The organism is Pseudomonas sp. GYB4201 (assembly GCF_056312595.1).
This window is the reverse complement of sequence record NZ_JBWGIG010000014.1, coordinates 40,734-52,936: the sequence shown is the minus strand read 5'-3', so window position 1 is coordinate 52,936 and position 12,203 is coordinate 40,734. Positions and strand designations below refer to the sequence as shown.

The 12,203-nt window shown below is 67.1% G+C and carries 9 protein-coding genes and 1 pseudogene; 5 read left to right on the top strand and 5 right to left on the bottom strand.

Going from position 1 to position 12,203, the window contains the following annotated elements; genetic code table 11:
* Nucleotide 1 precedes the first annotated feature (1 nt).
* Both bcsZ and bcsC read left to right on the top strand, forming a co-directional pair.
* Nucleotides 2-1,117, top strand: coding sequence for a cellulose synthase complex periplasmic endoglucanase BcsZ (gene bcsZ / locus AC0Z2B_RS15340; protein WP_476297713.1), 1,116 nt, complete (start codon nucleotides 2-4; stop codon nucleotides 1,115-1,117).
* Entirely contained in the window at nucleotides 1,105-4,581 is a 3,477-nt protein-coding gene (gene bcsC, locus AC0Z2B_RS15335) for a cellulose synthase complex outer membrane protein BcsC (RefSeq protein WP_476297711.1), read from the top strand. The genes bcsZ and bcsC overlap by 13 nt, the downstream gene beginning before the upstream one ends.
* A 13-nt stretch (nucleotides 4,582-4,594) precedes the next feature.
* Here bcsC and AC0Z2B_RS15330 read toward each other — a convergent pair whose 3' ends face one another.
* Nucleotides 4,595-5,008, bottom strand: a complete 414-nt coding sequence (locus AC0Z2B_RS15330) for a PA0061/PA0062 family lipoprotein (protein WP_416424592.1) — start codon at nucleotides 5,006-5,008, stop codon at nucleotides 4,595-4,597.
* A gap of 97 nt (nucleotides 5,009-5,105) precedes the next feature.
* Nucleotides 5,106-6,431 carry an NHL repeat-containing protein gene (locus tag AC0Z2B_RS15325; RefSeq protein ID WP_476297709.1) on the bottom strand — a complete coding sequence of 442 codons (1,326 nt, stop codon included), beginning with the start codon at nucleotides 6,429-6,431 and terminating at the stop codon, nucleotides 5,106-5,108.
* A 222-nt stretch (nucleotides 6,432-6,653) separates the two neighbouring features.
* Between AC0Z2B_RS15325 and AC0Z2B_RS15320 the strand changes: the two genes are divergently transcribed.
* Nucleotides 6,654-7,952 carry an ATP-binding protein gene (locus AC0Z2B_RS15320; RefSeq protein ID WP_416424590.1) on the top strand — a complete coding sequence of 433 codons (1,299 nt, stop codon included), beginning with the start codon at nucleotides 6,654-6,656 and terminating at the stop codon, nucleotides 7,950-7,952.
* Between the two features lie 268 nt (nucleotides 7,953-8,220).
* The gene (locus AC0Z2B_RS15315; RefSeq protein WP_476297706.1) at nucleotides 8,221-8,817 is read left to right on the top strand and encodes a phosphatase PAP2 family protein; all 597 of its coding nucleotides are present in this window, start codon (nucleotides 8,221-8,223) and stop codon (nucleotides 8,815-8,817) included.
* Here the strand turns inward: AC0Z2B_RS15315 and AC0Z2B_RS15310 are convergent.
* From AC0Z2B_RS15310 to AC0Z2B_RS15300, 3 genes and pseudogenes are all read right to left on the bottom strand, one after another.
* On the bottom strand, nucleotides 8,814-9,236 hold the full coding sequence (locus AC0Z2B_RS15310) for a nuclear transport factor 2 family protein (RefSeq protein WP_476297704.1): 423 nt from the start codon (nucleotides 9,234-9,236) through the stop codon (nucleotides 8,814-8,816). The two genes, AC0Z2B_RS15315 and AC0Z2B_RS15310, sit on opposite strands and share 4 nt — an antisense overlap.
* Nucleotides 9,226-9,951: an alpha/beta fold hydrolase gene (locus AC0Z2B_RS15305; RefSeq protein ID WP_476297702.1), complete on the bottom strand. Its 726-nt coding sequence runs from the start codon at nucleotides 9,949-9,951 to the stop codon at nucleotides 9,226-9,228. Before AC0Z2B_RS15305 ends, AC0Z2B_RS15310 begins: the two co-directional genes overlap by 11 nt.
* A gap of 22 nt (nucleotides 9,952-9,973) precedes the next feature.
* Nucleotides 9,974-11,193, bottom strand: a pseudogene (locus AC0Z2B_RS15300) (gallate dioxygenase).
* A gap of 244 nt (nucleotides 11,194-11,437) precedes the next feature.
* Between AC0Z2B_RS15300 and AC0Z2B_RS15295 the strand changes: the two are divergent.
* Nucleotides 11,438-12,109, top strand: a complete 672-nt coding sequence (locus AC0Z2B_RS15295) for a GntR family transcriptional regulator (protein WP_476297700.1) — start codon at nucleotides 11,438-11,440, stop codon at nucleotides 12,107-12,109.
* Nucleotides 12,110-12,203 lie beyond the last annotated feature (94 nt).

The following is a 12,203-nucleotide window of genomic DNA, read 5'->3' as shown; positions in this document are numbered from 1 at the left end:
GGTGAAAGCCTTCGCCGCCCTGGCCCTGGCCGGGTTCCTGCTGGCCCCCGGCGCTGCCAGCGCCGGGGGCTGCGCCTGGCCGGCCTGGGAACAGTACCGGCAGGCCATGCTCAGCCCGGATGGCCGGGTGATCGACCATTCCAGCGCGCAACTGGTCAGCACCTCGGAAGGGCAGAGCTACGGCCTGTTCTTCGCCCTGCTGGGCAACGACCCGGCCAGCTTCGCCAAGGTGCTGCGCTGGACCCAGGACAACCTCGCCGGCGGCGACCTAAACCGCCAGCTGCCGGCCTGGCAGTGGGGCCGGGACAAGGACGGCCAGTGGCGCGTGCTCGACGCCAACAACGCCTCGGACGCCGACCTGTGGATCGCCTACAGCCTGCTCGAAGCCGGGCGCCTGTGGCACCGCGACGACTACCAGGTGCTGGGCCGCAACCTGCTGTGGCGCACCGCCGCCCAGAGCCTGCGCACGCTGCCGGGCCTGGGCCTGATGCTGCTGCCCGGCACCGTGGGCTTCGACAGCGCCGACGGCTGGCGCCTGAACGCCAGCTACCTGCCGCCGCAGCTGCTGGCGCGCTTCGCCGCCGAGGCGCCGATCTGGGCCGAGCTGGCCAGCAATACCCAGCGCCTGCTGCTGGATGGCTCGCCCAAGGGCCTGGTGCCCGACTGGCAGCTGTGGAAGGCCGGGCAGGGCTGGGGCGTCGATGCCCAGAAAGGCGCGGTGGGCAGCTACGACGCCATCCGCGTGTACCTGTGGGCCGGCATGCTGGCCAAGGACGCGCCGGGGCGGGCGTCGCTGCTCGAACACTTGCAGCCCATGGCCCAGCTCACCGCGGCCCAGGGCTTCGTGCCGGAACGGGTCGACAGCGCCACCGGCACCGCCAGTGGCACCGGCCCGGTGGGTTTCAGCGCCGCCCTGCTGCCGCTGCTGGCCGCCAGCCCGGCCCAGGCCGCGGCCCTGGCTACCCAGCGCCAGCGCCTGGAGCAACAACCGCCCCTGGCGGACGCTTATTACAACCAGTCGCTGGCGCTGTTCGGCCAGGGCTGGGACCAACAACGCTATCGCTTTGACAAAGACGGACACCTCGTGCCGAACTGGACTGCCGCATGCAAAAAATGACGGGTTTGGGGCTGCTGCTCAGTAGCGTCTACGGGGTCGCCCTGGCCCAACCGCTGAGCCCGCCTGACCAGCAGCAGTGGTTGCTGGAGCAGATCCGCCTGGGCGAGGCGCTGTACCGCGAAGACCTGGTGCACGACTCGCTGGCGCGGCTGGAACTGATCGCCCCGGACAACCCCCAGGTGCAGGTGGCCGAGGTGCGCCAGGCGCTGCTCAACAAGGACCAGGCCGGCGCCGAGCGCCTGGTGGCGCGGCTGCGCCAGCAGATCCCCGGCACCGCGGCGCTGCACCGCGCCGAGAACCTGCTCAAGCTGCAAAGCAGCGACGGCCAGAAAGACCTGCAGCAGGCGCGCCTGCTGGCCACCGCCGGCCGTTACGAAGACGCCGAGCAGGCCTACCTGCAGCTGTTCGGTAACGATATGCCGGACTTTGCCATCACCCTGGAATTCCTCACCGTGCGCGCCGGCATCAAGCCCCAGCGCGCCACGGTCATCGACCAGCTGCGCGAGCTGGATCGCCAGTACCCCGGCAACGCCGGCCTGCGCCAGACCCTGGTGGGCCTGCTGTTCGCCGAGAAGCGCGACGCCGAGGCGCTGGCGGTGCTGCACCAGCTGGGCGGCGACCCGAACGCTGCGGCCAATGCCGCCGAGCGCGAGTACAACTACCTGCTCAAGCAGCCGGTGGGCCACGACACCGCCCAGGCCTGGCAGACCTTCCTCGACGTCTACCCCGACACCACCTACCGCGCCGACGCCATCAAGCAGTTGCACGACCAGCAGCACCTGCTGGCCGACCCGGCCTGGCAGGCGGGCGTGCGCGGCAAGGCGCTGCTCGACGCCGGCAACAACCCGGCAGCCGAGGCGCAGCTGCGCATCGCCCTCAAGCGCTACCCCCAGGACTCCAGCCTGCTGGGCTCGCTGGGCGTGGCGCTGATGCGCCAGAGCAAGCACGAAGGCGCCTACAACGCCTTCGTCAAGGCCTCGGCCATCGAGCAGGACACCTACTGGATGACCAAGTGGCAGGACCTCAAGGTGGCCAACTACCAGTGGATGCTGCTGCAAAAGGGTGACGAGGCCCTGGACCGCAAGCAGTACCCGCAGGCCAAGCGCTTCTACCAGCAGGCGCGCCAGGCCCAGCCCAAGGATGCCGCGCCCCTGATCGGCCTGTCGTACGTGGCCCGGGGCGAGGCCGACGACATCAGCGCCGAGGCGCTGCTGTTGCAGGCGCGCAAGCTTGACCCCAGCAACGCCAGCGTGGTGCGCGGCCTGGTGCGCCTGTACCAGTCGCAGTCGCCGGAAAAGGCCGAGCAGTACCTGGACAGCCTCACGCCCCGCGAGCAGCAGGAGTTCCAGAGCGTGCGCCGTGGCCTGGCCCTGGACCGCCTCAACGCCCAGGCCGACGAGGCCACCCGCCGCGGTGACTGGGCGCAAGTCGCCCGGACGCTGACCCAGGCCCGTGACCTTGACCCCGACAACCCCTGGCTGGTGTACCGCCTGGCCAACGCCCAGCGCAGCCTGGGCCAGGTTGCCCAGGCGGACAACAGCTTCAGCCTGCTGTTGCAGCGCCAGGGCCAGAACCCCGAGGCGCGCTACGCCCACGGCCTGTTCCTGGCCGACGCCGACCGCGACGGCGACGCCATGGGCAGCCTGCAGCAGATTCCGCGCGCGGCCTGGAGCGACAACATGCAGCAGCTGTGGGCGCGCCTGCAACGCCGCCAGCTGCTGGCCAAGGCCGAGGCCCTGCGCACCGCCGGGCACGAAAGCCAGGCCGAGGCGCTGCTGTTGCGTGCGCCCACCACCGATGACTACCTGACCCTGGCCGACTGGGCGCAGCAGCGCAACGACCTGGGCCAGGCCGAAAGCCGTTACCGCAAGGTGCTGGCCAGCGAGCCGAAGAACCCCGACGCGCAGCTGGGCCTGGCCGAGGTGCTGATCGCCCGTGGTCAGCCCCAAGCCGCAAAGGCCGACCTCGCCGCGGTGGTGGCGCCGGTGCCGGTCACCGTCTCGTTCCAGCGCCGCCTGGCCAACGCCTGGGCGGCAGTGGGCGACAAGGCCCGCGCCAACCAGCTGTTCGCCGAGCTGCTCAAAAGCCGCCCGGCCGACCCGCTGGCCTACCGCGACGCCGCGCGCCTGCTGTCACGCGACGAGCCGCAGCGGGCGCTGGACTACTACGCCCAGAGCATGGCCGCAGCCAAGCTGATCAGCCCGCAGCAGGCGGCGCCGCGCGACAACGTCGCCATGACCGCGGCCAGCCGCGCCAAGGACAGCGACGAGTGGCTGCCGCGCAGCATCCGCAGCGACGTCGACGCGCTGTACCAGAAGCAGAACCCCACGGTGAACCTGTACCACGACTTCGCCTGGCGCACCGACAACAGCGCCTCGGGCGTGTCCGACCTGAGCACCCAGACCACCATCCTGCGCATCGACGCGCCGGTGGCCCAGGGCCAGGGGTTCGTGCAGGCTGAACAGGTGCAGCTGGACGTCAGCAGCTTCGCCAGCAATGACCAGTTCGGCCTGTGCGCGGTGGTGCAGGGCGGCTGCGCCAAGGGCGCGCAAAGCGTCAACGGCACCATGCTGGGCGTGGGTTGGCACGACGACACCTGGGCCTTCGACCTGGGCCATACGCCGCAGGAATTCACCGTCTCCAACTGGGTGGGCGGGGTGACCTACAGCGGCGACTGGGACAGCATCGGCTACCGCCTGACCGCCTCGCGCCGGCCGTTGAGCAACTCGCTGGTGTCCTACGCGGGCGCCACCGACCCGGTCACGGGTACCAAGTTCGGCGGCGTCACCGCCAACGGCTTTACCCTGGGCCTGAGCCACGACGAAGGCGGCAAGGACGGCGTGTGGGCGAGCCTGAGCAGCCATTGGTTGGTGGGCGAGAACGTCGAGAACAACCAGCGCCGCAGCGCCATGGGCGGCTACTACTACCGCCTGGTGGAGCGCGCCGACGAGCGCGTGCGCACCGGCCTGACCCTGATGTACATGGGCTACGACAAGGACCTGAGCGAGTCGACACTGGGGCAGGGCGGTTATTACAGCCCGCAGCAGTACTATTCGGTGAGCGTGCCGGTGAACTTCGCCTGGCGCGACGCCAACTGGTCGGCGTTCCTGGAAAGCTCGTTGGGCTGGTCGTTCGCCAAGATCGACAGCAGCGACCTGTACCCCAAGGCCAGCAGCGCCAGCGACCTGGAGAACCTGTTGGCGCAGTCGGGCCATACCCTGGTGGATGACCCGACGCTGACCAAGGCCGGCAGTAGCAGCAACGGCGTCAACTTCCGCGTGCAGGGCCTGCTGGAGCGGCGCCTGTCGGACAACCTGGTGCTGGGTGGCGGGATTACCTGGCAGCACAGCGAGGGCTATGCCCCCAGCCGTGCGTTGTTGTACCTGCGCTACAGCTTCGATCCCTGGCAGGGCAACCTGCCGCTGCCGGTGGAGCCGATCTCGCCGTACGCTGACATGCGCTGAGCCCTGTGGGGCATCAGCTACCGGGTGAGCAGTTCAACGGCCCTTCGTTCGTCGCCAGCACCTCGGTGTGGCGGCGAAGCTGGAGGAACACCTTGCGGCCCAGGCGGTCCTCGTGAATGTTGTAGACCTCGTCATCCTTGAAGTTGGCGTACTGCAAGGTCGCGAAGCAGTACTGCATCTTGCCGTTGGTGTCCTGGCGCTGCACCACCACGACCAGGTCGTGGGAGCCGGCCTTCACCTTGAACGACTTGCCGTCCTCGGTGTTCTTGCCATCGAGTTTCTGCCCGACGATTTCGTCGGGGTTGTCGTGGCTGAAGCGCACCACCGAAAAGTCCGGGCCGGGCGGTGGCGGCGGTGCGGCGCAGGCTGCCAGCAACAACGCGAGTGCGGGCAGCGCCGTTTTCAGGGCGATAGAGGTGCTTGGCATGTGGTTTTCCTTTCTGGCAGGGGCACGGGTGTAGCGTAGCCTGTGGTGGGGCGGTTTGCAGCCATCGCCACCCCGCCACGGACGGCGGCATGATTGACTACCTGGTAGGCAGGTCCGCACCACTCATGCCGTGCACGCCAACTACATGGCCGGTGAAGCCCTGGGCGCTCAAGTAGTTCAACCCAACGACCAGGCGTCGTGACGCAGCTTGCTGGATGAGCGAATAAGGCGCGATGGTGCTTATATCGTCCTGGTCCACGTAGGCAAGGCCCTCCACACCGAAGCTCGGGTCCAGGGCTCCATCAATGGAATAGCGTCCGAGCACGAACGACTCTCGACCATGAACGTTAGGCGCCGCGCCCAACGTCACCAGCAAACTGGAGGAGTCGAGGATCGCCGCCAGCCAACGACCACCCGGTACGGTATGGCCCAGGCTGGTGAGGACTGGGTTTCCCTGGTTGAAGCCGATATCTGGCTGGCCCTCTTGGCTAAGCCGGTACACCAGGCCCAGATTATCGCTCGTCGAGTTCTCTGACCGCGTACGGCCCACGGCCAAGGGCTTGCCGTCCGGGGTAATGACCAACCCATGCAGTTCTGTGTGCAGGCCTATTGCCTGGAACGCCGCATAGCCGCCGTCACCGAAGGAGCGGTCCGGTGTACCGTCGTTGTTCAGGCTTGCAAACAGGCCGTGTTCCCCATTCGCCATGCTGGCACTTCCCGCCAGCAAGATCCGTGCGCGGGGGAGTACGGCCATGGCACTGATGCGCGTGGGGGAACCGGAGTGCTGGATGTGGGCAAAGCCGGTGCCGTTGAAAGCAGGGTCCAGATTGCCGTCGAGGTCAAGGCGGAACACCCGGCTGACAAACGAGGCCGCCTGCGTCAACGATTGGAAAGTGGCACTGACATAAGTGTATTGGTCGTCACAGAAGAGCGCAGCGGAGCCCTGGGTATAGGCATGGCCCGCGACATCGAGGCGTCGATGCCCCTGGTCGGCGAACCCGGGGTCGAGGAGGCCATCGGCGCTGAAACGGCTGGCCCAGAGTGTAACGGGCACGCCAAATTCCACTTGCGGAGGAAAGGCGCTACCCACCAACACAATTTTTTCCTGACCGCCATGGGCTTGAGTGCGTACCGCTTCGCCTTGGGCGTTTCCCTCAGAGGGATATTCCCCCAGGATAAAGCCGCTGTTTCCGCCAAAGGAAGTTTCCAATGCCCCGTCGGGCCGGAACTTGCACAGGGCGTATTTGGCGATGAGTTGTTCGCTGGCGTGCGCGGCCACAAAAAAATGTTCACCGGCCGCCAAGCACAGGCCACCTGTCATCCTGTCCTGGTCAGCAAAGGCCGGCAGCACGCTTCTGCCATTGTCACCAAACGCAAGGTCCAGTTCGCCAGGGTGAGCAAGGTTGCTATGATTAATCGACATGATTGTGCACTCGGTCGGGGAAAAGCCGGACGATATGCCGGTTACCCAGGCGGCGATACTGTCAGAACTTACAGGTGCAGTGCTGTTCATCACGAAACGTATCCACCCTGACATGCAATGGCGGTGCGCGGCACCGCCAGGGTGGCGCACACTCCACCTACCGACGTTAAACCACCCCCATCACGGTAGCCGCCCCTTGAACCAGCCTTCCATGACGGACTCATGATACTGCGCCACTTCGGCACCATTCGTGGCCAGATCCTGGCGATCGTGACCGGCTCGTCCGTGGTCACCTTCCTGGTCTTCCTGGGCCTGCTGTTTCTGCCCGGCGGGCCGCCAAGCCCGCCCTGGCCCTGGCAGACCACCTACCGGGTGTCGAACCTGGTGCAGATGTTGCGCGCCACCCCGCCCGAACAGCGCCAGTACGTGCAGGCCTCGGCCCAAGCCCTGGGCCTGAAGATGACCCTGCAGCCGTCGATTACCCCGTGCCCGGACACCAACCTCAATTCCCGCGACCTGCAAAAGGCCCTGCGCGACGAACTGGGGCCTGGGCAACCGGTGAGCGCCCACGCCTGCAACCCCGACGCCGACCAGGCCAATATCCAGATCCTGGTGCCCCTGGGCGAGCAGACCCTGGAGGTGCGCACCATGCGCATCGAGCGCGAGCCACCGCGGTTTTCCTTTCCGTTCTTCGGTGCCTTGCTGTTTCTGTGCGTGGGCGTGACCGCGCTGTCGGCCTGGGCCGCCTGGCGCGTGGTGCGCCCGCTGCGGCGCTTGTCCGACCAGGCCGAGGCCTTCGGCCGCGACATTGTGGTGGCGCCCATTGTCGAGGAAGGGCCGCTGGAGATTCGCCGCGCCGCCCATGCCTTCAACCTGATGCAGCAACGCATCACCGCGTCCATCGAGGGCCGCACGCGCATGCTCGCGGCGGTCAGCCACGACCTGCGCACGCCGCTGACGCGCATGCGCCTGCAACTGGAAACCGACCGCAAGGAGATCTCCCGGGACAAGCTGATCCGCGACATCAGCCTGCTGCAGACCATGGTCTCTTCAGCGCTGGCGTACTTGAGCAGCAGCTCGCATGCCGAGAAGAAGGAATGGCTGGACCTGGGCGCGCTGCTGTCCACGCTGTGCGACGACTACGAGGACGCCGGCGCGCACATCGCCTACGACGGCCCGCTGCAGCTGCGTTTTCAATGCCGTCCGGACGCCATCCAGCGGGTGATGTGCAACCTCATCGACAATGCCCTGGGCTTCGCCACCCAGGTGGCCGTCAGTGCCACGGTGGTGGGCGGGGTGATCACCGTCGAGGTCGCCGACAACGGCCCGGGCATTGCCCCGGAGCGGCTCAAGGACGTCATCGAACCCTTCTTCCGCCTCGACCCTTCGCGCGGCGACCGCCCCGGCAGCGTCGGCCTGGGCCTGTCCATCGTCAACGACATCGTGCAGGCGCACAACGGCACCCTGACCCTGTTCAACCGCGTGCCCCACGGCCTGGTGGCGCGCATCGTCTTCAGTTGAGCAGGCACTGACGCGGCCTGCGGCCGCTGCTACGGAAGGGCGGCGTCTGCTTCACGCGACCGCAGCGGCCGTGACGCGGCCTGGGGCCGCTGCTACGGGAGGGCGGCGTAGCAGCTGCCGCCAGGCGGCGTCTGCTTCGTGCGGTGCGCCAGGTTTACCGCAGCGGCCGCTGCTACGGGTTTGTGACCAGCCTTTCACCTGCTTTTGACCGCCCAGTGCGCATGCTGGCGAAGTGTTATCTCATTTCGTCTTCGCTGGAGCCGTACCGATGGAAGCCTTCAACCGCACGCTGTTCATGTGGCTCAATGCCGGCGAACACCCTCCGCACATCATGCTGTTCCTGGCCACGGCCGTCGCCCAGTGGTTGATCGGTGGGGTAGCGCTGTTGCTGCTGGCGCTGTGGTTGTGGGGCTCGCGCGACTGCCGCGCGGCGGTGCTGATGGCGGCGCAGACCGCCGGCCTGGCGCTGTGCTGCAATGTGCTGATCGGCCTGTGCTTCATGCACCCGCGGCCGTTCATGATCCCCCTGGGCCACACCTACCTGGCGCACGCCGCCGAGACATCTTTCCCCAGCGACCACGCGGTGGTGTTCTTCGCCGTGGGCCTGGGGCTGTGTACCTGGCGCAAGGCCTTGGGCGGGCTGCTACTGGCGCTGGGCGCGCTGGTAGGGCTGGCGCGTATCTACCTGGGCGTGCATTTCCCCTTCGACATCGCCGGCTCGCTGGTGGTGGCGGTGGCCTGCTATTGGCTGGTGGTGGCGGTGCTGCACGCGGCCACGCTGCAACGGCGGTTGCTCGATGGCCTGGAGGCGTTGTACCGGCGCCTGTTCGCGCCGGCCATCCAACGGGGTTGGGTGTGCCCCTAGCCGACGGTGAAGTCGATGCCGCCCCGGCGCGAGGCGAACAGCCACTCGCCGCCGGCCAGCACCAGTTCATCCTCGAAATGCCCGATCAACCACGGTGCCTCGGGGATGCTGGCAGCCAGGCCGGCGGCGTACAGCACAATCCGGCTCGTGGCCCTGGCCGAGGTCGCGCTGGCAATGTCCACCACGACGTTGCTGACCAGGTGCACCGCCTTGCGCGGGGGGCGCTGGGTGAACGCCGCCAGGATAGCTTTGCGGCCCACCAGCACTTCGTTGGGTTTTGATGGGCGGGCGAAGGTGCCGTCGGGCGTGAACATCCGCGCCAGCGCCTCATGTTCGCCGCGATCGTTATGGTAGGCGAAGCGTTTGATCTGGCGGGTGCAGGCCTGTTCGATCAGTAGGCGTTCGAGTTCAGTGAGCATGGCACGGGACCTCGCTGGGTAGATGCAGCCAGTGCTGCAGCGCCATCAGCACTGCGGCTGGGTTCTCGAAGGGCGCCATGTGGCCGCTGTCTTCGAAAATCACCAAGGTGGCGTGGGCGATCGCCCGGGCGATGCCCTGGTGCTGCTCCACCGGGCTCCAGCGGTCCTGGCGCCCCACGCCCACCAACGTCGGGCAGTGAATGTGAGCCAGCTGCGCGCTGGCATCGGGGCGGTTAAGCAGGGCACGCACCTGGCCGGCGAACACCTCGGCGTCCATGCCCTCGACCATGTGCATGAGCGGGTCCATCAAGGCGCGTTCGGTCGTGTGCTCGGCGCGCATCATCGGTGGCAGCCACTGTTCGGCCAGGGCGTGCATGCCGGCCGTGGCGGCCAGGTCGACCAGGCGTTGCCGGGACTCCTGCTCGCCGGGCCGGGCCGGGTGCACGCCGGTGTCCAGCAGCGCCAGGCGCTGCACCCGCCCGGGTGCCAGGCGGCAGACCTCCAGGGCCACCCGCGCGCCCATGGAATGGCCGGCCAGGGCAAAGCGCGGCGGCGCCTGGTCGAGGACATGGCGCGCCATCGCGCCAATGTCATCGAAACCGCGGAAGTCCAGGGTCTGCACGCTGGCCTGTTCGCGCAGGCCGGGGCTGATGCGCGACCAGACGGTGGCATCGCACAGCAGCCCGGACAGCAGTAGAAGGTGTTGTTGCGTCACGTGGGGGTTCCTCCGGCAACGGTCAGCGTAGTTCCGGCACGCGCCGGGTTTTCAGGAAGTCCTCGTAGCTTTCGCCGCGCATCATGGCGTAGACCTGCATGTTGCTGAGCTGGGCCACGCGCACGAACTTCTCCACCACGAAGAAGTTCGCGCCGTGCTGCACCAGCCCCAGCCAGTCCTGCTCGCGGACCATGGCTTGTTCCTGCTCGGTGAGGCCGGCCTCGGCCATCAGTCCCTGCGGATCCTGCCGGTAGCGCAGGCGCCAATCGGCGCGGATCATCAGCCACAGGAAGCGGTTGAGGTTGAGGGTGCGGTTGCTGGCGCGCACGTCGAAGACGTAGGTGCCGGGAATGTCCTCGATGCCTTGCAGTTGCGGGTTCATGATGGCTGCTCCGACGCCTGGCCAGGGACGGTTTCGTACAGCACCGCGGTCATGGCGGTGGTGGTGGCCAGGTAGTAGTTCTGATGGACCTTTTTCAAGGGGCCTTCCACCGCGCCGCGCATGGACAGCCACATGATCTGCTCCACGCTCTCCGCGCCACCCAGGCGCACGTAGTCGGCGTGGGTCAGGCGGGTCAGGGCGGCCGGGTCGTGTTCCAGCAGCTCCAGGAACTCAAGGTCCCATTCGGTGTTGTTGAAGCCGGTGCGCTCGCCGTGGATCTGGTGGGACAGGCCGCCAGTGCCGACGATCACCACGTTGAGGTCCCGGGGGTAGGACTCGACGGCGCGCTTCACCGCCTGGCCCAGGCGGTAGCAGCGCTGCGGCGTGGGCAGGGGGTACTGCAGCACGTTGATTGCGATCGGCACCACCACGCCCGGCCAATCGGGTTCGTGGGGCCACAGCAGCGGCAGCGGCGACGCACAGCCGTGGTCGATGGGTTTGTCCTGGAACACGGTGATGTCGAATTCATCGTTCACCAGCGACTCGAGGATGTGCGCCTGCAAGGCCACGTCGCCGCGGATGGGCGGCAGGTCGCGCGGGCCGGCGCCTTCATCGGCGACCGTGAAGCGCTCACCCACGCCCAGGGCGAACATGGGGTACAGGTCGAAAAAGAACGTGGTGCAGTGGTCGTTGTAGAAGAACACCAACGCGTCCACCTGCTTGTCCTTCAGCCAGGCGGCGATGGGTTCATAGCCCTTGAACAGCGGCGCCCAGGCCGGGTCCTGCTGTTTCTTGCGGTCGTAGGCCAAGCCGATGGTGGGGACGTGGGAGGTACCGATTGCGCCGAGGATCCTGGCCATGCGGTGGGTCACCTGTAACCTGTGAAGATTGTTGGGATCCCTAATTGATCAAAATGGCGATTAAATAGGGGGTTTTTGCTAGTTGGGGATCCCATGCTAGCTTTGCCCTGCGGCATCCGTCAATGCATTGCAGGCGTTGACGGCACCGTTGGGATCCCGAATGCCATGGCCGCCAGGGGCGCAGGGCGGTAGTATTCGCACCTGGCCCCGGCTTGAAGGGGATGACACTGCCTGGGAGGCCACCGTGAGTTCGCTACAAAAGCAGCACCTGCTCGTTGCCCTGGAGATTCGCCAGTTGATCCTGCGTGGCGACCTGGCGCCGGGGCAGCGCGTGACTGAAGCCGCGTTGGCGCAAATGCTCGACGTCTCGCGCACGCCGGTCCGCCAGGCGCTGCCCACCCTGGCCCAGGAGGGCTACCTGGTGGCGGTGGGCAAGCGTGGCTATGCAGTCAAGACGTTCACCACCCAGGAGGCGCTCGCGGCGCTGGAGCTGCGTGCCACCCTGGAAGGCGTGGCGGCGCGCGAATGTGCCCAGCGCGGCATTTCCAGCGAGGCGTTGGCGGCGTTCCAGGCGTGCCTGGACGAGGGCGATGCGCTGCTGCAGGCCGAGCTGACCATGGATGAGCTGGAGCACGCCTACGGCGAAATGAACCAGCGCTTTCACCAGTTGCTGCTGGACAATGCGGGCAACCCCTTGTTGCGCGACCTGGTGGAACGCTGTTCGGCGGTGCCCTTCGTGGCGCCGCAGCGCGTGACGTTCAAGAGCAAGAACATCGACTTCATCAAGCAGGACCTGGCCTACGCGCATCGCCAGCATGGGGCGATTGTCGAGGCCATCCAGCGCAAGGAAGCCACGCGGGTTGAAATGCTGCTGCGCGAACATGCGCAAACCCAGCGGCATAGCATGAATCTTTAAGCAGGGATTGTTTCACGGCATAAACAAAACGCATGGCTGGATACCCGTTACGCGTTAGACGAACCAGGTAGTTACCTAAACAATGCGGGGCATT

What these genes read in the sequence shown, in the direction of transcription:
- AC0Z2B_RS15320 (WP_416424590.1), top strand. Translation starts at nt 6,654, where the DNA reads ATGATACTGCGCCACTTCGGCACCATTCGTGGCCAGATCCTGGCGATC.
- AC0Z2B_RS15330 (WP_416424592.1), bottom strand. Translation starts at nt 5,008, where the DNA reads ATGCCAAGCACCTCTATCGCCCTGAAAACGGCGCTGCCCGCACTCGCG.
- AC0Z2B_RS15310 (WP_476297704.1), bottom strand. Translation starts at nt 9,236, where the DNA reads ATGCTCACTGAACTCGAACGCCTACTGATCGAACAGGCCTGCACCCGC.
- bcsC (WP_476297711.1), top strand. Translation starts at nt 1,105, where the DNA reads ATGCAAAAAATGACGGGTTTGGGGCTGCTGCTCAGTAGCGTCTACGGG.
- AC0Z2B_RS15315 (WP_476297706.1), top strand. Translation starts at nt 8,221, where the DNA reads ATGGAAGCCTTCAACCGCACGCTGTTCATGTGGCTCAATGCCGGCGAA.
- AC0Z2B_RS15325 (WP_476297709.1), bottom strand. Translation starts at nt 6,431, where the DNA reads ATGTCGATTAATCATAGCAACCTTGCTCACCCTGGCGAACTGGACCTT.